This window comes from Streptomyces sp. NPDC052687, from assembly GCF_040678395.1.
Lineage (GTDB): Bacteria > Actinomycetota > Actinomycetes > Streptomycetales > Streptomycetaceae > Streptomyces.
The window spans coordinates 13720-35740 of the sequence record NZ_JBFATR010000063.1 but is presented as its reverse complement, the minus strand read 5'-3'; the positions used below and the strand labels follow the sequence as shown (position 1 = coordinate 35740).

Sequence of the window (22021 nt, the reverse complement as noted above, 5' to 3'; positions counted from 1 at the left end):
CCACCCCCCATTCCTTTGTCGGGTTTTCCGGCGGGGTCTTCTCCGCCGCGGGCGGGGCGGGCCGGGCGGGCGGGGGGGGGCCCGCCCGCCCCCCCCCCGCCCCCCGGGTGGGAGTGCGTCGGCGGGAGGACCCGCCGGGTGGAGGTGTGCCGGCGGGAGGACCCGCCGGGTGGGAGTGCGCGCGCCGACGGGCTGACCCGCCGGGTGGAACGTTCGCCGGCGGGGCCGACCCGCCGGGGCCGAGGAGGACGCCGGGTCAGGCGGCCATGGTCAGCTTGACCGGTTCGATGCCGGTGGCGCTGTGGCGCTCGGCCCAGTTCTCCAGCGCCGTGCGGCACGCGTGGTCGAGGTGGTGCAGACCCGACAGGTCCAGCTCGACCGGGCGGTCCTGGGGCAGGGACTCCAGGCTGTCGAGGATCTTCGGCAGCCTGAGGAACGTCGCGTTGCCCGACAGATACGCCTGGACCGGGCCGGCGCCCTTGTCGACGACGTCCAGCTTGACGTGCGAGGCCTCCCAGGCGGTCTTGACGACCGACAGGGCGAGGCCGATCAGGACGCCCTCGAACATGTTCACGGTGACGATCGACACCGCGGTCACCACGAGGATCAGCGCCTCACCCTTGTGACCCCGCCACAGCCCCGCGATCTGGCGGAACGGGATCAGCTTCCAGCCCGCGTGCACCAGGATGCCCGCGAGGGCGGGGATCGGGATGAGCGCCAGCGCCGACGGCAGCGCGGCGGCGAAGAGCAGCAGCCACACACCGTGCAGCACCCGCGACGCCTTGGTCTTGGCGCCCGCGTTGACGTTGGCGGAGCTGCGCACGATCACCGCGGTCATCGGCAGCGCGCCGAGCAGACCGCACACCGTGTTGCCGGTGCCCTGGGCGACCATCTCCTTGTCGTACTGGGTGCGTGGACCGTCGTGCAGCCGGTCCACGGCCGCCGCGCTGAACAGGCTCTCCGCCGAGGCGATCAGCGCGAACGCGACGATCGTGCCCCAGATGGCCGGACCGGCCAGCTCGCCGAAGGCCTCGGCCCCGGGCGGCTGGATGACGCCGAGCAGGCCCTCGACCTCGACGGTGGCGACCGGCAGGGCGAAGACGAGCGAGGCGGCCGTGGCCAGGACCACCGCCGCGAGGGCGCCCGGCACGGACTGCACCGGCTTCGGCAGCTTCTTCCACAGCACGATGACGGCGATGGTGCCCGCGCCGATCGCGAGCGAGGTCAGGGCCTCGGTGGACCGGAACGCGTCGGCGAACGCGCCGGGAAGGCCCACGATCTTGCCGATGCCGGTGTCCGGCGCCTTCAGGCCGGCCGCCGCGTAGATCTGGCCGGCGATGATCACCAGGCCGATGCCGCAGAGCATGCCCTCGACGACGGAGACGGAGATGGCCCGGAACCAGCGGCCGATCTTCAAGAAGCCCATGGCGAGCTGGAGCAGGCCGGAGACCAGCACGATCACCCCGAGCGTGCCGACCCCGAACTCGCTGACGGCCTCGAAGACGATCACGGTCAGACCGGCGGCCGGCCCCGACACCTGAAGGCTGCTGCCGGGCATGAGCCCGGTGACGAGACCGCCCACGATGCCGGTGACCAGGCCGACTTCGGCGGGGACGCCGGAGGCGACGGCTATACCGACGCACAGCGGGACGGCGACCAGGAAGACGACGATGGAGGCGAGGAAGTCCTGCCGGAGGTGGGGGAATTTGGATATGGCGGACATGGCGGGCCTCACAGAGCCTCGAACGAGTCGGTCTCCGCACGGTGTTCGCGCACCGCGCCCGTGTGCACCTCGTAGTACCAGCCGCGCAGGCGGATCCGGTCCTCCGCGAGCCGCTTCTCCACGCACGGGTAGGAGCGCAGCCGCTGCAGCTGCGTCAGGACGTGGTTCTGCACGGCCTCGGCGACCGTCGGGTCACTCGGATCGGAGCACTTGGGATGGTCGGCGGCGTGTGCCAGCCAGTCCCGCACGGCCGGTACGGCCTCCAGGTCGTCGCCGCGCACGACCGCGCCGACGGCGCCGCAGTGCGAGTGGCCGCAGACCACGATGTCCTTCACGCCGAGGACTTCCACGGCGTACTCGATGGTGGCCGCCTCGCCCGTGGGGGTGGCGGTGGCGTGGAGGGGAACGATGTTGCCCGCCGTGCGCAGTTCGAAGAGCTGGCCGGGGCGGGCGCCCGTGATCAGCGCCGGGACGACCCGGGAGTCGGAACAGGTGATGAACAGGACCTCCGGGGACTGACCCGCGGCGAGGCCGGCGAACTCCTCGGATCGCTGTCCGAACTTCCGGGCGTGGTCGATGAGGGGCTGCATGATGTCGTGATTCCTCCTGGCGCGCGTGGGGCGCGTCGGGCGTGCATGACGGAGACACAGAGGTGGGGGGACTGCTGTGTGCTCAGCACCGGAAGACCTGAAGTGCGGCCTGCGAGGAGGCTGTCGGCGGTCTCTCGCGGTCGTAAGCGACACCGGGCGGGAGCGCGGTGCGGTCGGTGCCCGGCTCCCCTCGGGCGGGCAGTGGCCGGCCGGCCGCGTCGGGCGCGGGCGCGACCGTGCGGGTGCGGTCGCGGTAGTGCGGATGACCGTTCGGGTCGCCGCAGGAGGGAGCCGTGCGGAGGTAGGTGTGCTCCTCGTGGCTCCGCGCCGTGATGGAGGGGGCGATTCCGGTCTGGGCCGTCGCCGCGACGTCGGCCTTTGAGTACGCGTGTGCGAACGACGCCATGGCGGCGAGGCAGGGGAAGGCCAACAGGACGACGGCCAGGGCCGCCAACGCGGTCCGTGCCGTCGCGCCTCTGTACATGGCTGCCCTCCCGCGAACGCCCATGCCTCTAGTCCGGACCAACGGTTGGTCAATGGTTGGTCAAGAAGCACGTTAACCTTGCAAAGTTGTTTGCAGGGTTAACTCAGCGTTTCGAGCGAAAGAGCGCCCAAAAAGAGCGGGTTGGCTGACCGAAACCAGTCCTTGATCTTGGGTGAGGCGATCCGGTAGTGGCCCCTGGGCTCGCTCGCGGGCGGCCCCTCCGTCCGGTCAGTCGTTGCCGGCGGCCGCTTCCACCAGTGGCTTGGCGTCGCGGGCGAGCGCGGTCAGGCGTGAGATGGCCCGGAAGTACTTCTTGCGGTAGCCGCCCTTCAGCATCTCCTCGCTGAACAGCCGGTCGAAGGGCAGCCCGGAGGCCAGGACCGGGACCTCACGGTCGTAGAGCCGGTCCGCGAGGACGACCAGCCGCAGTGCGGTCGACTGGTCGGGGACCGGCCGCACACCGGTGAGGCACACCGCCCTGACCCCGTCCGTGAGGGCGCCGTAGCGGCTCGGGTGGACGCGGGCCAGGTGCTCCAGCAGGTGCGGGAAGTCGTCGAGGGACGCGCCCTCGGTGGCGTACGCCGCCTTCGTCACCTGCTCGTCCGAGTACGGCGCCGGGGCCTCCGGCAGGCCGCGGTGGCGGTAGTCCTCACCGTCGATGCGCAGGGTGCGGAAGTGCGCGGACAGGCCCTGGATCTCGCGCAGGAAGTCGGCCGCCGCGAAGCGGCCCTCGCCGAGCTTGCCGGGCAGGGTGTTGGAGGTCGCGGCGAGCGCGACCCCGGCCTCGACCAGCTTGCCGAGCAGCGTCGACACCAGGACGGTGTCGCCCGGGTCGTCCAGCTCGAACTCGTCGATGCACAGCAGGCGGTGACCGGACAGGGTTTGCACGGTCTGCTGGAAGCCGAGGGCGCCGACCAGGTTGGTCAGCTCCACGAAGGTGCCGAAGGCCTTGTACTCGGGGGCGGCCGGGGTGGCGTGCCAGAGGGAGGCCAGCAGGTGGGTCTTGCCGACGCCGTAGCCGCCGTCGAGGTAGACCCCGCGCGGCCCGGCCGGGAGCTTCGGGGCCTTCGCCCTCCCGAAGCCGAACAGGCCGCGCTTGGGAGTGCCCTTGCCAGAGGCGTGCGCGCCGCCCAGACCGGCCGCGAAGGACTCCAGGACGCGGACGGCCTCGGTCTGGCTGGGCTGGTTCGGGTCCGGGATGTACGTGCTGAACCGGACCGAGTCGAACCGGGGCGGCGGGACCATCTCCGCGACGAGCCGCTCCGCGGGGACGTGAGGCTCGCGGGCGCACAGGGAGAGGGGGGTGGCCGCGTCGGTTATCGGGGGGCGGCGGTCGGCGGGAGCGGGGCTGGAGGACACGGTTACCCATGCTAGGGGGTCGGGGAGGGTGCCTGCTGGGGCTGGGGCTGGGGCTGGGGCTGGGGCTGGGGCTGGGGCTGGGGGTGGGGCCGGGACCGGGCCCGAGTGCCGGGCGAGTGGACGGCAGCCGTCGTGGTGGCCGTACCGGCCGTACCCGCGCGGGACGGCGAGCGCCGTGGTGGCCGCATCCGCGCAGGCGTGGCAACCGTCGCGGCGGCCCCCCGGCGTGGACGGTGGCCGCCGTGGTGGCTGTACCCCCGGAGGGCGGGCACCGCTGTGGTGGCCGTGCCCCCGGAGGGCGGGCACCGCCGTGGCGGCCGGCCGCTCCGGCCCGCGCCTCGCCCTCCCGCTCCCCGTCACGCGATAACGCGCCGTCGTCCTCGGCCGTGAACACGTTCCGTATTGCTCTGGCGTGGAACACTGCTCCGCATGCGACGCCTGTTCCCTGTGGCCGCCGAGGCCGACGACCGTGAGTGGAGTCTCGCCGAGCTGGCGGAGGCCTATGCCTATCCCGAGCCGGCGCCGGGTGAGCCGGTGACCTGGCTGCGCGCCAACATGGTGTCCACGCTGGACGGGGCCGCCCAGCACGAGGGGCGGTCCCAGCCGATCTCCAGCGCCACGGACATGCGGATCTTCGGCACCCTGCGGGCGCTGGCCGACGTGGTGGTGGTCGGCGCCGAAACGGTCCGCCAGGAGGGCTACCGGCCCGCACGCTCGCGGGCGGAGTTCGCCGCCCTGCGGGAGGCGGCCGGGCAGGGACCGGCCCCCGCCATCGCGGTGGTCTCCGCGAGCCTGGACCTGGACTTCTCGCTGCCGCTGTTCACCTCGCCCCTCGTGCCCACGCTGGTGCTGACCGGCGCGGCGGCGGCCCAGGAGCGGATCGCGGCCGCCGAGAAGGCCGGGGCCCGGGTGGTGATCGCCGGTGACGGGGTGGGCGTGGAGCCCGCCCGTCTCGTACGGGCGCTCACGGAGCGCGGGTACACCCGGCTGCTGACCGAGGGCGGCCCGCGGCTGCTCGGGCAGCTGATCGCGGCCGGGGTGCTCGACGAGCTGTGTCTGACGGTCTCGCCGACGCTCACCGCGGGCGACGCCCAGCGCATCGCCGGGGGTCCGGGCGTGGCGGTCCCGCAGCGGTTCGGGCTGGTGTCGCTGCTGGAGGAGGACGGGTTCCTCTTCTCCCGTTACCGTCGGTCATGAGTTCCTATGGAATCGATCATTCCGTTCAAGTGGAATGCGTCGTTCCATTAGTGTCCGGTCGGCAGACCAGGACGCGCAGTACCCGTGCGATCACGGGGCAGAAGGGTTTTTCCGCAGGGCCTGGTCCGGCCCACGGAGGACAGAGGGCGCGAAAGCCCTCGAAGGAGAAGGGGCGCCTGGTGTTCACAAGCGTTTTGATGATCGAGAAGGCCCTGACGTCCGCCGACGTGGAGTTCGTCACCACCTTGCACGGTGACGAGCCGGTCCGCTTCCACGTGCTGCTGCAGCCGCGCGGCGAGCAGGCCGACCGTCTGCTGCGGGCCATCGACGACCTCGCCCTCGGCGCCGTCGAGGAGGCCGTGCGCGAAGGGGAGACGCCCGAGGGCGAGGAGGCAAGAAGCGCCGGGGAACAGGCGCTCGACGTATCGCTGAGAGCCCTGCGCGCGGCGGGCAGCACGGCCGACGGGCGGCTGATCGAGGACCATCCGCTGGACGCGCTGAAGTCCCTGGTCGCGGAGGTCGGGGCGGACGAGGTGATCGTCCTGACCGACCCCCACTACGTGGAGGAGTTCTTCCACCGCGACTGGGCGTCGCGGGCCCGGCACAAGGTCGGGGTGCCGGTGCTCAAACTGTTCTCCCACAGCAAGGCATAGGCTTGGGCGGCGCGCCCCCGGCCGACCGCGGCCGGGACGCGCCCACCGACGTACCGCCTGCCGAGACGCCGCCCAGCGTCCCGGCGTACCGCACCTGGGGAGAAGACACGCATGGCACCCGGCCTTCCTACCGCCATGGACCGACCGCACTTCATCGGCATCGGCGGCGCCGGAATGTCGGGCATCGCCAAGATCCTCGCGCAGCGCGGCGCCAAGGTCGCCGGCAGTGACGCCAAGGACTCGGCGACCGCCGAGGCGCTGCGCGCGCTGGGTGCCACCGTGCACATCGGGCACGCCGCCGAGCACCTCGCCGACGACGCGAGCTGCGTGGTCGTCTCCTCGGCGATCCGCGCCGACAACCCCGAGCTGGCCCGCGCCGCCGAGCTGGGCATCCCCGTCGTGCACCGCTCCGACGCCCTCGCCGCGCTGATGGACGGCCTGCGCCCGATCGCGGTCGCGGGCACCCACGGCAAGACGACCACGACGTCGATGCTCGCCGTCTCCCTCACCGCGCTGGGCCTGGACCCGTCGTACGCCATCGGCGGCGACCTGGACGCGCCCGGCTCCAACGCGCGCCACGGCGACGGCGAGATCTTCGTCGCCGAGGCCGACGAGAGCGACCGCAGCTTCCACAAGTACGCCCCCGAGGTCGCCATCGTCCTCAACGTGGAGCTGGACCACCACGCCAACTACGCCTCGATGGAAGAGATCCACGAGTCCTTCGAGACCTTCGCCGGCAAGATCGTCCCCGGCGGCACCCTGGTGATCTCCGCGGACCACGAGGGCGCGCGCGAGCTGACCCGCCGGCTGGGCGGCACGGTGAAGACGGTCACGTACGGCGAGTCGGCCGACGCCGACGTCCGGATCCTGTCCGTCGTCCCGCAGGGCCTCAGGAGCGAGGTCACCGTCGAGCTGGACGGCGCGCCGCTCACCTTCACGGTCTCCGTCCCCGGCCGTCACTACGCCCACAACGCGGTCGCCGCCCTCGCGGCGGGCGCGGCCCTGGGCGTCCCGGCGGCCGAGCTGGCGCCGGCGCTCGCCGCGTACACCGGCGTCAAGCGCCGCCTCCAGCTCAAGGGCGAGGCCGCCGGCGTGCAGGTGATCGACTCCTACGCCCACCACCCGACCGAGATGACCGCCGACCTGGAGGCGATGCGCGGGGCGGCCGGCGAGGCCCGCATCCTCGTCGTCTTCCAGCCGCACCTGTTCTCCCGCACCCAGGAGCTGGGCAAGGAGATGGGCGAGTCCCTGGCGCTCGCGGACGCGTCCGTGGTCCTCGACATCTACCCGGCCCGCGAGGACCCGATCCCCGGGGTCACCAGCGACCTGATCATCGACGCGGCCCGCGTGGCGGGCGCCGAGGTGACGGCCGTGCACGACAAGGCCGAGGTGCCGGACGTGATCGCGGGAATGGCCCGCCCCGGCGATCTCGTTCTCACCATGGGCGCGGGCGACGTCACCGACCTCGGCCCGCGCATCCTGGACCGTCTGTCGAGCCAGTCGAAGTAAGGGGCTGAAGCACATGCCGTACGACGTCGAGAAGCCGGACGAGCAGTGGCGCGCGGAGCTGTCCCCGGCCGAGTACGCGGTGCTGCGCCAGGCCGCGACCGAGCCCGCGTTCACCGGTGAGTACACCGACACCAAGACCAAGGGCGTCTACTCCTGCCGCGCCTGCGGCGCCGAGTTGTTCACCTCCGACACCAAGTTCGAGTCCCACTGCGGCTGGCCGTCCTTCTACGACCCCAAGGACACCGACGCCGTGGAGCTGGTGGAGGACCGCTCCCACGGCATGGTGCGCACCGAGGTGCGGTGCGCCCGCTGCGGCTCACACCTCGGGCACGCGTTCGAAGGTGAGGGGTATCCGACGCCGACGGACCAGCGGTACTGCATCAACTCGATCGCGCTGCGGCTCCACACCGACGAGGCGTGAGGGGACCCCGCCCGAACTGACCCGAAACGCCCTCGGCCCGCCGTGCGGACCGGAATACTGGTGACCTCTCACGACCAGGTGACCGGGGAGCGCATCGGTGAACTCTGCTGGAGACAAGGGCAGTCGGAGCGAGGACGGCATCCCGGCCGGGCGGCACGCGGTCGTCGTCGGGGGCAGTCTCGCGGGGCTGCTCGCGGCGCACGTGCTCGCCGGGCACGCGGACCGGGTGACGGTAGTCGAGCGCGACCGGTTCCCGGACGGGGCGCAGCCGCGGCCCGGGGTGGCGCAGGGCCGGCACCCGCATGTGCTGCTGGAGGGCGGGCAGACGGCGCTGGAGTCGCTGCTGCCGGGCTTCCTCGCGGACCTGCGGGCGGCGGGCGCGCCGCGGGTGGGCATGCCGTCGGACCTGGTGCTCAGGCAGGACGAGCGCTGGTTCCGCCGGGTGCCCGCGACGACCCACATCTACACCGGCTCCCGCGCCCAGCTGGAGGAGCTGCTGCGGCGGCGGGTGCTGGCCAACCCGGTGATCAGCGTGGTCGAGGGCACCGACGTCGTCGGACTGGCCGGTGACGCCTCGCGCGTGCGCGGCGTGCTGGTGCGGGACCGCTCCGGCGACGCCCGCGGCGAGCAGCGGACCCTCGACGCCGACCTGGTCGTCGACGCGTCCGGCAGCGGGACCAAGGCCCCGCAGTGGCTCACCGCGATCGGCGCCGAGGCCCCGCGCGAGGAGACCATCGACACCGGGCTCGCCTACGCCTCCCGCGTCTACCGCGGCAAGGACGGAGTCCTCGGCGGCGACACCGCCGGCTACTACGTCTACCCCAGCCCCGCCCAGGTCCACGGCGGCGGTGCGCTGCCGCTGGAGGACGGCACCCACCTGGTCATCGTCTCGGGCCTGCGCGGCGACGAACCGCCCACGGACGACGACGCGTTCGCGACGTACGCCAAGCGGCTGCCGCATCCGCTGCTGCACCGCTGGCTGGACGAGGCCGAGCCGCTCTCCCCGGCGTTCGGCTACCGGCGGACCGCCAACGTCCGCCGCCGCTACGACCTGCCCGGCCGCCGCCCCGCCGGGTTCCTCGCCACCGGCGACGCCCTGTGCACCTTCAACCCGATCTACGGGCAGGGCATGGCCGTCGCCGCGATGAGCGCGGTCGCCCTGCGCGACGCGCTCGCCGATCCCCGCCGCACTCCCACCACGCTGCGCGTCCAGCGGGCCGTCCTCGCGGCCTCCCGGCAGGCCTGGGACATCTCCGCCGGGGCCGACCGCAAGATGCCCGGCGCGCTCGGCACCGCGGTCGCCGCCCGGCCCGCGGACCGCGCCGCCGAGTGGTACCTGCGGCGCGTCCAGGAGCGCTACCCGAGCGACCCCGTCGTGGGCCGCGCCTTCCGCGCCGTACTGACCCTCTCCGCGCCCGTCACCGCCCTGTTCGCCCCGCCGGTGGTCCGGGCGGTCCTCTTCGGAGCACCCCAGCCGACACCGGCGGAGCCGCCCACGGTGCCGGAGGCCTGAGCGTCGCGGGCAGGCTAGACGGCGGGGTCAGCCTCGCGGTGCGGTGCCGGGGTGGTTGCGGCGTCGGGTTCGCGAGGGCGGCCCTGGAGCCAGTTCAGGAGGGGGCCCGCCATGGCTGTCGTCACCACGGCCATGACGACCATGAGGGAGTACAGGTCCTGGCCGAGGATGCCGAGGTCGCGGCCGACGTTCAGGACGATCAGTTCGGTCAGGCCGCGGGTGTTCATCAAGGTGGCGAGGGCGGCGGACTCGCGCACCGGCATGCGGTGGAGGCGGGCCGCGGTGAAGGCGCCCGCGAACTTGCCGCCGATGGCCACCGCGAGGATCAGGCCCAGGTCGCCCAGTCCGCCGGCGTCGAGACCGGAGAGGTCGACGCCGAGGCCCGCGACCAGGAAGAACACCGGCAGCAGCAGGGTGCCGCTCAGCTGGCCGAGGCGGTCGTGGACGTCGGCGCGCAGCCGTTCGGTGCCGGTGCGCGGGAGGACCGCGCCGAACAGGAAGGCGCCGAAGATGTAGTGCAGGCCCAGCCACTCGGTGGCGGCCGCGGACAGCAGCAGTCCCGCGAGGACACCGGCGAGCACGCCCGGGGTGAGCCGCAGTGCGTCTGTGCGGGCCGCGAGCCGGCGCAGCAGCGGGCGTACGACGAAGAGCATGCCCAGCAGGTAGGGGACGGCGAGCAGGATGCGCCACTCCTCCGGGCCGCTCGGGCCGGCCGGGCCGCTGAGGGCGACCACGGCGGCCAGCAGCGACCAGGCGAGCACGTCGTCGACGGAGGCGCAGGCCAGCGCCACCACGCCGAGCGGGGTGCGCGCCATGCCGCGGTCGGTGAGGATGCGGGCCAGCACCGGGAACGCCGTGATCGACATGGCGATGCCCATGAACAGCGTGAACGCCGTCCGGTCGGCGGCGGCGTGGTCGCGCAGCAGGTACAGGGCCAGCAGCGTGCCGAGGCCGAAGGGCAGCAGGATCGAGCTGAGCGAGACCGTCGCGGCGAGGCTGCCGATGCCGCGGATCAGGCCGGCGTCCCAGTCCAGGCCGATGATGAACATGAAGACGGCGATGCCGACCGCGGCGAGCGCGCCGAACAAGGGCCGTACGGAGTCGGGGAACAGGGCGTCCGAGACCGCCCCGTCGAACAGAGTCGGCCCCAGCGCGATGCCCGCCAGCACCTCCCCGATCACCGCCGGCTGACCCAGGCGCCGCGCCGCCGCGCCGAGCAGCCGGGCCAGGAGCACCAGCACGGCGAGTCCCGCCAGCAGGGACGTCGTCTGTTGAGCAGTCATGCCGCGATCCTTGCCGCCGGGGCGGCGGGGTGAACCGGTTGCCCGCCGGGGGTGAGGGCACCGAGGGCACGTGGGGGCGCATGGGCGGCGGGGTCTGCCTCCCGGGGGCGGAGGCCCGCTTCCGTCCTCGGGACGCAGACTGTGGAGGCCGGCTTCCAGCACGATGCCGTCGCCGTCGCCTTGAGGCCTCCAGCAGGGCGCCCGGTGCTCAACGACTCAGCAGGGCGCCCTGTGCTCCACGGCTTAACAGGTCGCCAGGTGCTCAAGGGCTCAGCAGGGCGCCCAGCCAGTCCAGTTGGCGTCGGACGTGTGCCGCCTCGCCGCCCTCGTGTCCGTTGAACGGATAGGCGTGCAGCTCACGGGGTGGATCGTGGTCGGTCAGCTCGCCGTAGCGGTGGTAGGCGGCGTACGCGCCGCTGGGCGGGCAGACCGTGTCGCGCAGGCCGACGCCGAAGTGCGCGGGGGCGCCGGCACGGCGGGCGAAGGAGACGCCCTCGACGTAGGAGAGGGTGCGCAGCGCGGCCGTCTCGGCGCCCCGGTGCACGGCGAGGTACGCGCAGATCTCGCCGTAGGGGCCTTCGTCGGTGAGGTCGAGGGCGCGGCGGATGCCGCACAGCAGCGGGGCGGTGACCAGGACGGCCGCGAGGTCGGGGACCAACCCGGCGACGGCCAGCGCGAGCCCGCCGCCCTGGCTGTTGCCCACCGCCGCCACCCGCGCGGGGTCCACGCCGGGCAGCGCCCGCAGCGCGGCCACCGCGCGGACCGCGTCGGTGATCAGCCGGCGGTAGTGGTAGTCGCGCGGGTCGAGCAGGCCGCGTACGGCGGGGCCCGGTCCGCCGGGTGCCGTGGCGTGCGGGTCCGGGGTCGCGCCGCCGCTGCCGTATCGGTCGCCCTGGCCGCGGTTGTCCATGAGGAGGTGGGCGTATCCGGCGGCGGGCCAGGTGAGCCGTTCGTGGGGCAGGCCCCGGCCGCGGCCGTAGCCGGCGTACTCGACGACGGCGGGCAGCGGAACCGGGGTCCCGGCCGGGCGGGTGTACCAGGCGCGCACCGGATCGCCGGCGAAGCCCGGGAAGGTCACGTCCCAGGTGTCGAACAGCCGGAGTCCGGTGGCGACCGGGCGGGCGGACAGGACCGGTCCCGTCGGTCCGGGCGGCTCGGCCTCCCGGAGGGTGGCCTGCCAGAAGGCGTCGAAGCCGGCGGGCTCGTCCGGGGCGGGGCGGTGGTTCTCCAGTCGGTCCAGCGGCATGTCGAACGCGGGCACGGCGCCTCCCAGGCATCAGGACAGGAACTCTCATCCCCTCCGATCGTTACGGTCAAGCATCTGAAACTTTCGAATCATCGCGAGCGGCAAAGTTCCCTGTTGGTGGGGGAGTTGGCCGTCACAGGCGTGTCATGACGCTCAACTTGAGCTTGTGCAGCACCCATTGACACCCCTCCCGCCCCCACTTAAGTTGCGGCACCATTGCCGGAACATTCGTGGAGGCGCGAACTGACATGACCAACCGGACCGTCGTGACGCGCCGCACCTGGCGGCAGGCGCTGCGCCGCGACTGGCAGCTGTACTCACTGGCGGTGCTGCCGCTGCTGTTCTTCCTGGTCTTCCGCTATCTGCCGATGATCGGCAACGTGATCGCGTTCCGCCGATTCGAGCCCGGCGGGTCGCTCTTCGGCGAGGAATGGGTGGGGCTGCGCTATGTCGAGATGTTCCTCACCGACCCCACCTTCTGGCAGGTGTTCCGCAACACCCTGTGGATCGGGGCGCTCACCCTCGTCTTCTGCTTCCCGATCCCGATCGTGCTGGCGCTGCTGCTGAACGAGGTGCGCACCCGCGCGCTGAAACGATTCGTGCAGTCGGTGTCCTACCTGCCGCACTTCCTGTCGGTGGTGATCGTCGCCGGCATCACCCTGCAGATGCTGTCGACGGACGGCCCGGTCAACCACGTCCTCACCCGGCTCGGGCACGAGCCGGTCCGGTTCATCCAGGAACCCGAGTGGTTCCGCGCCATCTACGTCGGCTCGGAGATCTGGCAGACCGCCGGCTGGGGCACGATCCTCTACCTGGCCGCGCTGACCACGATCGACGACGACCTGTACGAGGCGGCCCGCATCGACGGGGCGAACCGCTGGCGGCAGATCTGGCACGTCACCCTGCCCGGCATCCGCCCCACCATGATCACCCTGCTGATCCTCAACACCGGCACGTTCCTGGCCGTCGGGTTCGAGAAGATCCTGCTGCTGTACAACCCGCTGACCTACCCGACCGCCGACGTCATCTCGACGTACCTGTACCGCACGGGCGTGGAGTCCAACAGCTTCAGCTACGCCGCCGCGATCGGCCTGTTCGAGGCGGTCATCGGGCTCGTCCTGATCACGACCGCCAACCAGCTGTCGCGTCGCACGGTGGGGACGAGCCTGTGGTGAGGCCGAGCCGCTCCTACCGGGTCTTCCAGGGCGTCAACGCGGTCGTCCTCACCCTGGTCGTGATCGTCACCCTCTACCCCTTCGTCAACATCATCGCCCGCTCCTTCAGCGGCGAACGGCACATCCGGGCCGGCGAGGTGACGCTGTGGCCGAAGGGCTTCGACCTCACCACGTACGACATCGTCTTCCACGACGCGATGTTCTGGCGGAACTACGGCAACACCGTGTACTACACGGTCGTCTCCACCGCCATCGCCATGGTCCTGACGACCTGTTACGCGTACGTGCTGTCGAAGAAGCGGCTCAAGGGGCGCGGCCTGCTCGTCGGGGTCGCCGTGTTCACCATGTTCTTCACCGGCGGGCTGATCCCGAACTACGTGCTGATCACCAGCCTCGGCCTGAAGAACACGGTGTGGGCGCTGGCCCTGCCCAACGCGATCAGCGTGTTCAACCTGCTGGTGATGAAGGCGTTCTTCGAGAACCTGCCGAGCGAGCTGGAGGAGGCCGCCCAGATCGACGGTCTGAGTACCTACGGCATCCTCGCCCGGATCGTGCTGCCGCTGTCCAAGGCGGTCGTCGCCACCATGGTGCTGTTCTACTCGGTGTCCTTCTGGAACTCCTGGTTCGGCGCGTTCCTCTACCTGGACCGCACCGAGCTGATGCCGGTCACCGTCTATCTGCGCAACCTCATCGCGGGCGCCACCGGCGGCGGCAACGCCGGGGCGGGCACCGAACAGCTCAGCCAGGTCGCGGCGAACATCCAGGCCGTCACCATCGTGCTCACCTCGCTGCCGATCCTGTGCGTGTACCCGTTCGTCCAGCGCTACTTCGTCTCCGGCGTGATGCTCGGCGCGGTCAAGGGCTGACCCGCCCGCGCACTCGACGGCCCTACGGAACAAGGGAGTCCGACGTGAAGAACACAGGCCGGCTGTCACGGCGCCAGGTCCTCGCCGCCGCGGGGTTCGCCGGACTCGCCGCGGCCACCGGATGCGGTGGCGGCGACGACGGAGGGGACGGCAAGGACCTGTCGCGCAAGAAGGACGGCGCGATGAAGGACTACCGCGCCGGAGAGCCCTTCAAGGCGGCCAAGCCGCTCACCTTCGACGTGCTGCACAACAACAACCCGGTCTACCCGCTCAAGGACGACTGGCTGTTCTGGGAGGAGCTGACCCGGCGCACCGGCGTCACCCTGAACCCCATCGCCGTGCCCCTGGCCGATTACGAGAAGAAGCGCAGCGTCCTCATCGGCTCGGGCGACGCCCCCTTCCTGATCCCGAAGACCTACCACCCCTCCGAGACCGCGTTCGTGTCGTCCGGCGCGATCCTCCCCGTCAGCGACTACGTCCACCTCATGCCCCACTTCCAGGCGGCGGTGCGCAAGTGGCGGCTCCAGCCGGAGCTGGACTCCATCCGCCAGTCCGACGGCAGGTTCTATCTGCTGCCCGGACTGCACGAGAAGGTCAGGTCCGGCTACTCGCTGGCGCTGCGCACGGACGTCCTGGACCGCCTCGGCCTGACCGCGCCCACCACCTGGGACGAGGTCCGCGAGGTCCTCACCGCGATCCGAGGGGAGTACCCCGACCGCTACCCCTTCTCCGACCGCTGGAGCACCAACACCCCCTACCCGGCCGCCGCCCTGTTCAGCTACCTCGGCCAGGCCTACGGGGTGCGGGCCGGATGGACGTACACCAACATCAGCTGGGACACCGACGCGCGCGCCTTCGTCTTCACCGGGGCCACCGACGCCTTCCGGCAGATGATCGAGTTCGTGCGCGGGCTGGTCGCCGAGAAGCTGATCGACCCGGAGAGCTTCACCCAGACCGACGACGAGGCCGTGCAGAAGCTGCTGGGCGAGAAGACCTTCGCGATCAGCGCCAACCCGCAGGAGCTGGTGCAGAACTACCGCTACAACCTGAGCAAGCAGGTCAAGGGCGCGCGGATCGAGATGGTGCCGGTGCCGCTCGGCCCCGCCGGCCCCGTGGTGCTGGGCGGCGCCCGCCTGGAGAACGGCGTGATGATCTCCAGCGAGGCGCTCAAGAGCGACCACTTCGTCGCGCTGCTGCAGTTCACGGACTGGCTCTGGTACTCGGACGAGGGCCAGCGGTTCGCCCGGTGGGGCGTCGAGGGCGTCACGTACACCCGCTCCGGCGGACGGTACCGGCCGAAGGACGGCATCAGCCTCATGGGCTCCGACCCGGACGCCCCCAAGGACCTCCAGAAGGACTACGGCTTCTCCAACGGCGTCTTCGCCTACGGCGGCAGCTGGGAACTGGTCTCCTCCACGTTCGGCCCCGACGAGCAGCGGTTCCAGGACGCCATGTCCCGGCGCCGGCAGCTGCCCGTCGACCCCGCCCACCCGCTCCGGGCCACCGAGCAGGAACAGGCGCAGCTGTGGGAGACCCCGCTGCGCGACCACGTCACCCAGAACACCCTCAAGTTCGTCCTCGGCAAGCGCCCCTTGTCGGAGTGGGGCGACTACGTCGGCGAGCTGAAGGCGAAGAACATGGACCGACTCGTCGACCTGCACAACCAGGCCCGCGAACGCTTCGAGAAGGAGAACGGATGATCCACGTCCCCGACGGACCGGGCCGTCCCTTCCCCGACGCCTGGCGCTTCTGCGTCGGCACCGGACGCCTCGACCTCGCCCTGCGCAGCGACTACCGCGCGTCGCTGGCCCTGATCCAGAAGGACATCGGCTTCCGCCACATCCGCGGCCACGGCCTGCTCAGCGACGGCATGGGCGTGCACCGCCCCTACACCTGGCAGGACACCCGCCGCGTCCGCCACTCCTTCACCTACGTCGACCAGGTCGTCGACGCCTACCTGGAGCTGGGGATCCGGCCCTTCCTCGAACTCGGCTTCATGCCGCAGGCGCTGGCCTCCGGCGACCAGACCGTCTTCTGGTGGCGCGGCAACGTCACCCCGCCGGGCGACGAACGCGAATGGGCGGCACTGGTCCGCGCCGTGCTCCGGCACCTCGTCGACCGCTACGGCCTCGCCGAGGTGCGCACCTGGCCCGTCGAGGTGTGGAACGAGCCCAACCTGCCCGACTTCTGGCAGGGCGCGGACGAGGCGGCCTACCACCGGCTGTACGAGGTGACCGCGCACGCCGTGAAGGAGGTGGACGCCTCGCTCCAGGTGGGCGGGCCCGCGATCTCACCCGGCGCCGACGACTGGCTGGACCGCTTCGCCGAGTTCACCGAACGCCACGACGTCCCCGTCGACTTCGTCTCCAAGCACGCCTACACCTCCGGCCCCGCCCAGCACGTGCCGTTCGGCTCCTACCAGACGCTCGCCCCCGCCGAAGACCTGCTGGAGCAGTTCGGCACGCCCCGCGAGCGGCTGAAGGGCACCCGCCTGGCCGGACTGCCCGTCCACATCACCGAGTTCAACTCCTCCTACTGCCCCGACAACCCCGTCCACGACACCGCCTTCAACGCCGCCTACCTGGCCCCCGTCCTCGCCCGCGGCGGCGACCACGCCGACTCCTTCTCCTACTGGACGTTCAGCGACGTGTTCGAGGAGGCCGGCGTCCCCACCACGTTCTTCCACGGCGGCTTCGGCCTGCTCACCCACCGGCAGGTCCGCAAACCCACCTACCACCTGTACGCGTTCATGGCCCGCACGGGCCCCGAGCTGCTCGCCCGGGGCGACGACCACCTCGTCACCCGCCACCCAGACGGCCGCGTCACCGTCCTCGCCTGGGCGCCCGTCGACCCGGCCGGCCGGACGCCGGGACCCGAGCGGCACCGGCTGCGGCTGCTGCTGCCGCTGGACGCCACGGAGGCCTTCGTCCGCCGGTCCACCGTCGACGAGGAGTACGGCAACGCGCGCACCGCCTGGCAGCGCATGGGCAGCCCCCGCTCACCCGACCGGCACCAGCTCGGCATCCTGCACGAGGCCGCCGAGCCGGGGCGCCGGCACCTGCGGCTGCCGGTGGCCGACGGCCGGGTGGACCTCGACCTCACCCTCGCCCGGCACGAGGTGACGCTCGTCGAGGTCAGCCCCGTACGGGACGAGAGCCCGCCCTGGGCCGACGACCGGCGGCTGCTCGGAAGGGAGCCGGAGTGAGCGCGCCGGCGGTCCCCTTCGGCACCGGCCCCCTCTCCCGGGCCGCCGCCCTGATCCACACCCTCCTCACCGTCGAGGTGCTGCTGCTGGCGACCGCCGCGCCGGGCCTGGCCGGGCTGCTCCTGCTGGGCCCCGACCCGTCGAACCTGCCCCTGGCCGCCCTATGCCTGCTGCCGCTCGGCCCGGCGGTGTCCGCCGCCGTCTACGCCCTGCACCACCGCAGCCGCGACCTCACCGACCTGCACCCGGCCCGCGCCTTCCTGCGCGGCTGGCGGCTGAACGCCGTCCCCGCGCTGAGACTGTGGGCGCCGCTGCTCGGCTGGCTCACCCTCATCGCCTTCACCCTCACCCACTTCACCGCGACCGGCCTGCCCCGCTGGTGGGCGGCGCTGCTCGCCGCGACCGGCGCCGGCGCGCTGCTGTGGGGCGCGCACGCCCTGCTGCTGACCTCCCTGTTCACCTTCCGCGCCCGCGACACCGCCCGGCTCGCCGCCTGGTTCCTTCTCCGCCACGGCCGCACCACCCTGGCCGCCGCCTCGCTGACCGTCCTGGCCGGCGCGCTCACCGTGCTGCTCGGCGAGGCCCTGGCCGCCGTGGCGGCCGCCCCCCTGCTGCTGTCCCTGCTGCACGCGGGCCGCCCGGTGATCGCCGAGACGGAACGGGAGTTCACCGCATGACCGCGCCCCGCACCGAGCGGATCGCGTACGGCGGCGACTACAACCCCGAGCAGTGGCCCGAGCCGGTGTGGGACGACGACCACCGGCTGTTCACGCGTGCCCGGATCGACACCCTCACCGTCGGGGTCTTCGCCTGGTCCCTCACCCAGCCCGCCGAGGACACCTACGACTTCGCCGTCCTCGACCGGATCCTCGACCGGGCCGCCGCCGAGGGCCGCCGGGTCTGCCTGGCCACCGGCACCGCCGCCGTGCCGCCCTGGCTGGCCACCGCGTACCCCGAGGTCAACCCCACCGACTTCGAGGGCCGCCGCCACCGCTACGGCCAGCGCCACACCTTCTGCCCCAGCTCACCGGCGTACCGCCGCCTCTCCACCGCCCTCGCCGGCCGGCTCGCCGCACGCTACGCCCGCCACCCCGCCCTGCTCGCCTGGCACATCAACAACGAGTACCAGGGCCCCTGTTACTGCGAGCGGTGCGCCGCCGCCTTCCGCGTGTGGCTGCGCGCCAGGCACGGCACCCTCGACGCCCTCAACGACGCCTGGTGGACCACCTTCTGGTCGCACCGCTACACCGCCTGGGAGCAGATCGAGCCGCCCAGCGCCCTCACCGAGCACTGGCGCGGCCCCGACCACACCGCCTTCCAGGGCATCACCCTCGACTACCACCGCTTCACCACCGACGCCCGGCTCGGCTGCTTCACCGCCGAGAAGGCGGCGATCCGCGCCCACGACCCGGCGACCCCCGTCACCACCAACCTCATGGGCATGTACCGTCCGCTCGACTACCACCGCTGGGCCCCGCACCTCGACTTCGCCTCCTGGGACAGCTACCCGCCCCTCGGCGCCCCGCCGACCTGGCCCGCCCTCGCCCACGACCTGATGCGCGGCCTGAAGGACGGCGCCCCGTTCTGGCTGATGGAGCAGACGCCCTCCACCACCGCCAGCCGCGACGTCAATCCGCTGCGCCGCCCCGGCGAGCTGCGCCTGGCGAGCTGGCAGGCGGTCGCGCACGGCGCGGACGCGGTGCTCTACTTCCAGCTGCGCGCCTCGCGCGGCGCCTGCGAGAAGTACCACGGCGCGGTCATCGGGCACGCGGGCCGGGACGACACCCGGGTGTTCGGGGAAGTGGCCTCGCTGGGAGCGGAGCTGGAGTCCCTCGGCGGCCTCTCCCTCGGCGCCCGCACCCCCGCCCGCACCGCCCTCCTCTTCGACTGGGACAGCTGGTGGGCGCTGGAGATGTCCGACGGCCCGTCCCGGCTGGTCCGCTACCAGGACGTGGTGCACGCCTACTACCGGGCCGCGCGCGAGGCGGGCGCCGACGTGGACGTCGTCCCGGTGACCGCCGCCCTCACGCCGTACGACGTGGTCCTCGCCCCCGTGCTGCACCTGGTGAAGGACGACCTCGCCGGCCGCCTGGAAGCCGTGGCCGCGCGCGGCGGGACGGTCCTCACCACCTTCCTCTCCGGCCGCGCCGACGGTCACGACCGGGCCTTCCTCAGTGACGTGCCGGGACCGCTCGCCCGGCTCACGGGCGTGCGCGTGGACGAGTGGGACGCGCGCCCGGCGGACGTCGTCAACCCGGTCCTGCTGGACGGGGCGCGGGTGGACGCCCGGCTGGTCTTCGAGATCGTCCTGCCGCGCGGCGCCGAACCCGTGGGCACCTACCAGGAGGACTTCTACGCGGGCACCCCCGCCGTCACCCGCAACCGGTTCGGGGCGGGGGAGGGCTGGTACGTGGCCACCGCGCTCGACCAGCCCGGTGTCGACCGGGTCGTCCGCCGCGTCCTCGGCCGGCACGGGCTGATCGGCCCGTACGCCGCCCACCGCGCCGTCGAGACCGCGCACCGCGTCACCCCGGACGGCACCGGGCTGCTGTTCCTCCTCAACCACGGCACGGAACCCGCCGCGCTGACCGCGCACGCGTCCGGCGCGGACCTGCTCACGGGCAAGCGCGTCGAGCGGGGCGACGCGCTCCCGCTCGGCCCCCGGGACGTGGCCGTGCTGCGGCTTCAGTAGATCCGGCGGCCGTGCGCGTCCGGCACCCCGGACTTGCGGAAGAAGTAGCTGTTGACCTGGTCCCGCCACTCGCGGGCGCTCCGCAGCTGTTCCTCGTACCGCTCCGCCACGCGCGCGTGCCGCCCCGGCTCCACCAGGTCGGCCAGCGACGCCCACACCCGGCGGGCCTCCTCCACCTCCTCGACACCCTCGAAATGGGTGTCGTAGATGTGCTGGATCACCGTCTTCCCGCTGTGCAGGACGTGGTCGTAGGACACGTGGTGGAAGAACAGCAGCAGTTCGTCGGGGCAGGTGTCCGGGGACTCGTACAGCTCCGACCAGGGCTCGGCGTACTGCGCGGCGTAGCCGGTGCCGGTGGCGCGGCTGCGGTCGACGCCGACGCCGTCCCGGTCGGCGAAGTGGTAGGTGCCCCACGGGCTGTACTCGTAGCCGTCGACGCTCGGCCCGTAGTGGTGGCCCGGCTGGACCATGAAGCCGACGCCGAGCGGGGCGGTGTACTTCTCGTACGTCCGCCACGAATCCTTCAGCACCGCGTACACCCCGGCCCGCAGCCGCTCGGGCTCCGGGGTGTGCTCGGGCGTGAAGGTCAGGTCGATCCACTCGCCGAGGAGCCGGTACGGGTCGGCGCCGGGCTCCCAGCCGAGCCGGCCGACCGCGTAGAGGTTGGCCTGGGCGAGGGGGTGGCCCGTCCAGTAGGGGTCGTCCCCGGCGTTGGAGACGGCGACCAGACCGCCGCGCGCCAGCTCCGCGACGGTGGGCGTGCCCTCCCCCTGCGGCCGGAACCGCAAGACCTCGCTCCACATGGGGGCCAGCGCGCACACGTGCCGCTGCTGCCCGGTGTACTCCTGGGTGGCCTGGATCTCCACCGCGATCCGGGTGCCCGGCATCGCCCCGATGACGGGGGAGACCGGCTCGCGGACCTGGAAGTCCATCGGGCCGTGCTTGACCTGGAGGACGGCGTTGTCGCGGAAGGCGCCGTCGAGCGGCGTGAAGTGGTCGTGGGCGGCCCGCGCCCGGTCCGTGGAGCGGTCCCGCCAGTCCTGGCGGTGGTCGTACACGAAGGCCCGCCAGTGCACGGTGCCGCCGTGCGGGGCGAGCGCGTCGGCGAGCAGGTTCGCGCCGTCGGCGTGCGTGCGGCCGTAGGCGAACGGGCCCGGTTGCCCCTCCGAGTCCGCCTTCACGACGTAGCCGCCGAAGTCCGGTATCGCCGCGTACACCCGCCCGGTCGCCTCCGCCCACCAGGCGCGCACCGCCGGATCGAGCGGGTCGGCGGTGGGCAGGCCGCCGAGGACGACGGGCGCCGCGAACGTCACCGACAGATGGGTGCGGATGCCGTACGGGCGCAACACCTCCGCCAGGCCGGTGACCTCGCCGAGCCGGTCGGTGAGCAGCCGGGCCTCCTCCGCGTGCACGTTCACGTTGTTCAGGGCGACCGCGTTGATCCCGCTCGCGGCCAGCAGCCGCCCGTACGCCCGGACGCGGTCGAGGTCGGCGCGCGCGCCGCGCGCCGCGCCGTCCCGCCAGAACAGCGAGCCGCCCGCGTAGCCACGCTCCACCTGGCCCATCACCGGGTGCACACAGACGTTGTCCCAGTGGTTCAGCATGCGCAGGGCGAGCGCCGGGCGGTGCGCCTGGCGCTGCCGGTCGCGGTCGAAGGCGGTCCTGCCGAGGCGTACGACGTGGAAGAGGCCGTGGAGCAGGCCGTGCGGGGCGGCGGCGGTGACCGTGGTGCGGCCGCCGGCCCGCTCCAGGAAGAAGCCCTCCTCGCCGAGCCGGTCCAGGTGTCCGGGGCGGGTGCGCAGCAGCAGGTCGTACGGCGGGGCGGGGTCCGGCCCGTCCACGCGGGCGGCCTCGCCGCCGAACTCCGCGCAGGCCGCCGCCACCTCGTCGTGGACCGTGTCGGCGAGCAGCCCGTCGCCGTGGACGAGGACGCGGCGGGAGCCGAGGGCGCGGAAGGCCTCCGGGGGCAGCCAGGCGGGGTCCGGAGCGGTGGCGGACGCGGTGGACGCGGTGGACGCGGTCAACGGAACCCCCCGGGGTGCGCGGTCGGCGGGGAAAGTATCGCCCGTGGGCGGAGCGCGCGGGAGGGGGCGTACACCTGGGTG

Annotated in this window: 18 protein-coding genes; 11 read left to right on the top strand and 7 right to left on the bottom strand. The window is 72.7% G+C overall.

What is annotated here, in order from left to right; genetic code table 11:
• Positions 1 to 256 precede the first annotated feature (256 nt).
• From AB0K92_RS30910 to zapE, 4 genes are all read right to left on the bottom strand, one after another.
• The gene (locus AB0K92_RS30910; protein WP_365928371.1) at positions 257 to 1723 is read right to left on the bottom strand and encodes a SulP family inorganic anion transporter; all 1467 of its coding nucleotides are present in this window, start codon (positions 1721 to 1723) and stop codon (positions 257 to 259) included.
• Positions 1724 to 1731: 8 nt separating this feature from the next.
• On the bottom strand, positions 1732 to 2313 hold the full coding sequence (locus AB0K92_RS30905) for a carbonic anhydrase (protein ID WP_365928369.1): 582 nt from the start codon (positions 2311 to 2313) through the stop codon (positions 1732 to 1734).
• Between the two features lie 82 nt (positions 2314 to 2395).
• Positions 2396 to 2797, bottom strand: a complete 402-nt coding sequence (locus AB0K92_RS30900; protein WP_365928367.1) for a hypothetical protein — start codon at positions 2795 to 2797, stop codon at positions 2396 to 2398.
• Positions 2798 to 3025: 228 nt separating this feature from the next.
• A complete protein-coding gene (gene zapE / locus AB0K92_RS30895) occupies positions 3026 to 4156 on the bottom strand; it encodes a cell division protein ZapE (RefSeq protein ID WP_365928365.1) in 1131 nt (376 codons plus the stop codon).
• A 429-nt stretch (positions 4157 to 4585) separates the two neighbouring features.
• On the opposite strand from zapE, the gene AB0K92_RS30890 reads away from it, so the two are divergent.
• From AB0K92_RS30890 to AB0K92_RS30870, 5 genes are all read left to right on the top strand, one after another.
• Positions 4586 to 5353, top strand: coding sequence for a pyrimidine reductase family protein (locus AB0K92_RS30890; protein WP_365928363.1), 768 nt, complete (start codon positions 4586 to 4588; stop codon positions 5351 to 5353).
• Between the two features lie 179 nt (positions 5354 to 5532).
• Complete coding sequence (locus AB0K92_RS30885) at positions 5533 to 6006, top strand: indole-3-glycerol phosphate synthase (protein WP_206313153.1); 474 nt, start codon at positions 5533 to 5535, stop codon at positions 6004 to 6006.
• A gap of 111 nt (positions 6007 to 6117) precedes the next feature.
• On the top strand, positions 6118 to 7515 hold the full coding sequence (murC, locus tag AB0K92_RS30880; RefSeq protein WP_365928361.1) for a UDP-N-acetylmuramate--L-alanine ligase: 1398 nt from the start codon (positions 6118 to 6120) through the stop codon (positions 7513 to 7515).
• A 13-nt stretch (positions 7516 to 7528) separates the two neighbouring features.
• Positions 7529 to 7936 carry a peptide-methionine (R)-S-oxide reductase MsrB gene (msrB, locus tag AB0K92_RS30875; protein ID WP_365928359.1) on the top strand — a complete coding sequence of 136 codons (408 nt, stop codon included), beginning with the start codon at positions 7529 to 7531 and terminating at the stop codon, positions 7934 to 7936.
• 139 nt (positions 7937 to 8075) lie between these two features.
• Positions 8076 to 9449 (top strand): FAD-dependent monooxygenase, encoded by a 1374-nt coding sequence (locus AB0K92_RS30870; RefSeq protein WP_365928373.1) that lies wholly within the window; start codon positions 8076 to 8078, stop codon positions 9447 to 9449.
• A gap of 14 nt (positions 9450 to 9463) precedes the next feature.
• Here AB0K92_RS30870 and AB0K92_RS30865 read toward each other — a convergent pair whose 3' ends face one another.
• Entirely contained in the window at positions 9464 to 10732 is a 1269-nt protein-coding gene (locus tag AB0K92_RS30865) for a cation:proton antiporter (protein WP_365928357.1), read from the bottom strand.
• Positions 10733 to 10994: 262 nt separating this feature from the next.
• Complete coding sequence (locus AB0K92_RS30860) at positions 10995 to 11993, bottom strand: acetylxylan esterase (RefSeq protein ID WP_365928355.1); 999 nt, start codon at positions 11991 to 11993, stop codon at positions 10995 to 10997.
• A gap of 233 nt (positions 11994 to 12226) precedes the next feature.
• Between AB0K92_RS30860 and AB0K92_RS30855 the strand changes: the two genes are divergently transcribed.
• From AB0K92_RS30855 to AB0K92_RS30830, 6 genes are read left to right on the top strand one after another with little or no spacing between them, the layout of a single operon-like run.
• Positions 12227 to 13153, top strand: coding sequence for an ABC transporter permease subunit (locus tag AB0K92_RS30855; protein WP_365928353.1), 927 nt, complete (start codon positions 12227 to 12229; stop codon positions 13151 to 13153).
• The gene (locus AB0K92_RS30850) at positions 13147 to 14019 is read left to right on the top strand and encodes a carbohydrate ABC transporter permease (RefSeq protein ID WP_365928351.1); all 873 of its coding nucleotides are present in this window, start codon (positions 13147 to 13149) and stop codon (positions 14017 to 14019) included. The genes AB0K92_RS30855 and AB0K92_RS30850 overlap by 7 nt, the downstream gene beginning before the upstream one ends.
• A gap of 44 nt (positions 14020 to 14063) precedes the next feature.
• Positions 14064 to 15719 carry an extracellular solute-binding protein gene (locus AB0K92_RS30845; RefSeq protein WP_365928349.1) on the top strand — a complete coding sequence of 552 codons (1656 nt, stop codon included), beginning with the start codon at positions 14064 to 14066 and terminating at the stop codon, positions 15717 to 15719.
• Positions 15716 to 17224, top strand: a complete 1509-nt coding sequence (locus AB0K92_RS30840; protein WP_365928347.1) for a xylan 1,4-beta-xylosidase — start codon at positions 15716 to 15718, stop codon at positions 17222 to 17224. The genes AB0K92_RS30845 and AB0K92_RS30840 overlap by 4 nt, the downstream gene beginning before the upstream one ends.
• Positions 17221 to 17901 (top strand): hypothetical protein, encoded by a 681-nt coding sequence (locus AB0K92_RS30835; protein WP_365928345.1) that lies wholly within the window; start codon positions 17221 to 17223, stop codon positions 17899 to 17901. Before AB0K92_RS30840 ends, AB0K92_RS30835 begins: the two co-directional genes overlap by 4 nt.
• Positions 17898 to 19916, top strand: a complete 2019-nt coding sequence (locus AB0K92_RS30830; RefSeq protein ID WP_365928343.1) for a beta-galactosidase — start codon at positions 17898 to 17900, stop codon at positions 19914 to 19916. The genes AB0K92_RS30835 and AB0K92_RS30830 overlap by 4 nt, the downstream gene beginning before the upstream one ends.
• On the opposite strand, the gene AB0K92_RS30825 is transcribed toward AB0K92_RS30830, so the two are convergent.
• Entirely contained in the window at positions 19910 to 21940 is a 2031-nt protein-coding gene (locus AB0K92_RS30825) for an alpha-glucuronidase (protein WP_365928341.1), read from the bottom strand. The two genes, AB0K92_RS30830 and AB0K92_RS30825, sit on opposite strands and share 7 nt — an antisense overlap.
• Positions 21941 to 22021 lie beyond the last annotated feature (81 nt).

What these genes read in the sequence shown, in the direction of transcription:
- AB0K92_RS30830 (WP_365928343.1), top strand. Translation starts at nt 17,898, where the DNA reads ATGACCGCGCCCCGCACCGAGCGGATCGCGTACGGCGGCGACTACAAC.
- AB0K92_RS30840 (WP_365928347.1), top strand. Translation starts at nt 15,716, where the DNA reads ATGATCCACGTCCCCGACGGACCGGGCCGTCCCTTCCCCGACGCCTGG.
- AB0K92_RS30865 (WP_365928357.1), bottom strand. Translation starts at nt 10,732, where the DNA reads ATGACTGCTCAACAGACGACGTCCCTGCTGGCGGGACTCGCCGTGCTG.
- msrB (WP_365928359.1), top strand. Translation starts at nt 7,529, where the DNA reads ATGCCGTACGACGTCGAGAAGCCGGACGAGCAGTGGCGCGCGGAGCTG.
- AB0K92_RS30905 (WP_365928369.1), bottom strand. Translation starts at nt 2,313, where the DNA reads ATGCAGCCCCTCATCGACCACGCCCGGAAGTTCGGACAGCGATCCGAG.
- AB0K92_RS30900 (WP_365928367.1), bottom strand. Translation starts at nt 2,797, where the DNA reads ATGTACAGAGGCGCGACGGCACGGACCGCGTTGGCGGCCCTGGCCGTC.
- AB0K92_RS30855 (WP_365928353.1), top strand. Translation starts at nt 12,227, where the DNA reads ATGACCAACCGGACCGTCGTGACGCGCCGCACCTGGCGGCAGGCGCTG.
- murC (WP_365928361.1), top strand. Translation starts at nt 6,118, where the DNA reads ATGGCACCCGGCCTTCCTACCGCCATGGACCGACCGCACTTCATCGGC.
- AB0K92_RS30910 (WP_365928371.1), bottom strand. Translation starts at nt 1,723, where the DNA reads ATGTCCGCCATATCCAAATTCCCCCACCTCCGGCAGGACTTCCTCGCC.
- AB0K92_RS30890 (WP_365928363.1), top strand. Translation starts at nt 4,586, where the DNA reads ATGCGACGCCTGTTCCCTGTGGCCGCCGAGGCCGACGACCGTGAGTGG.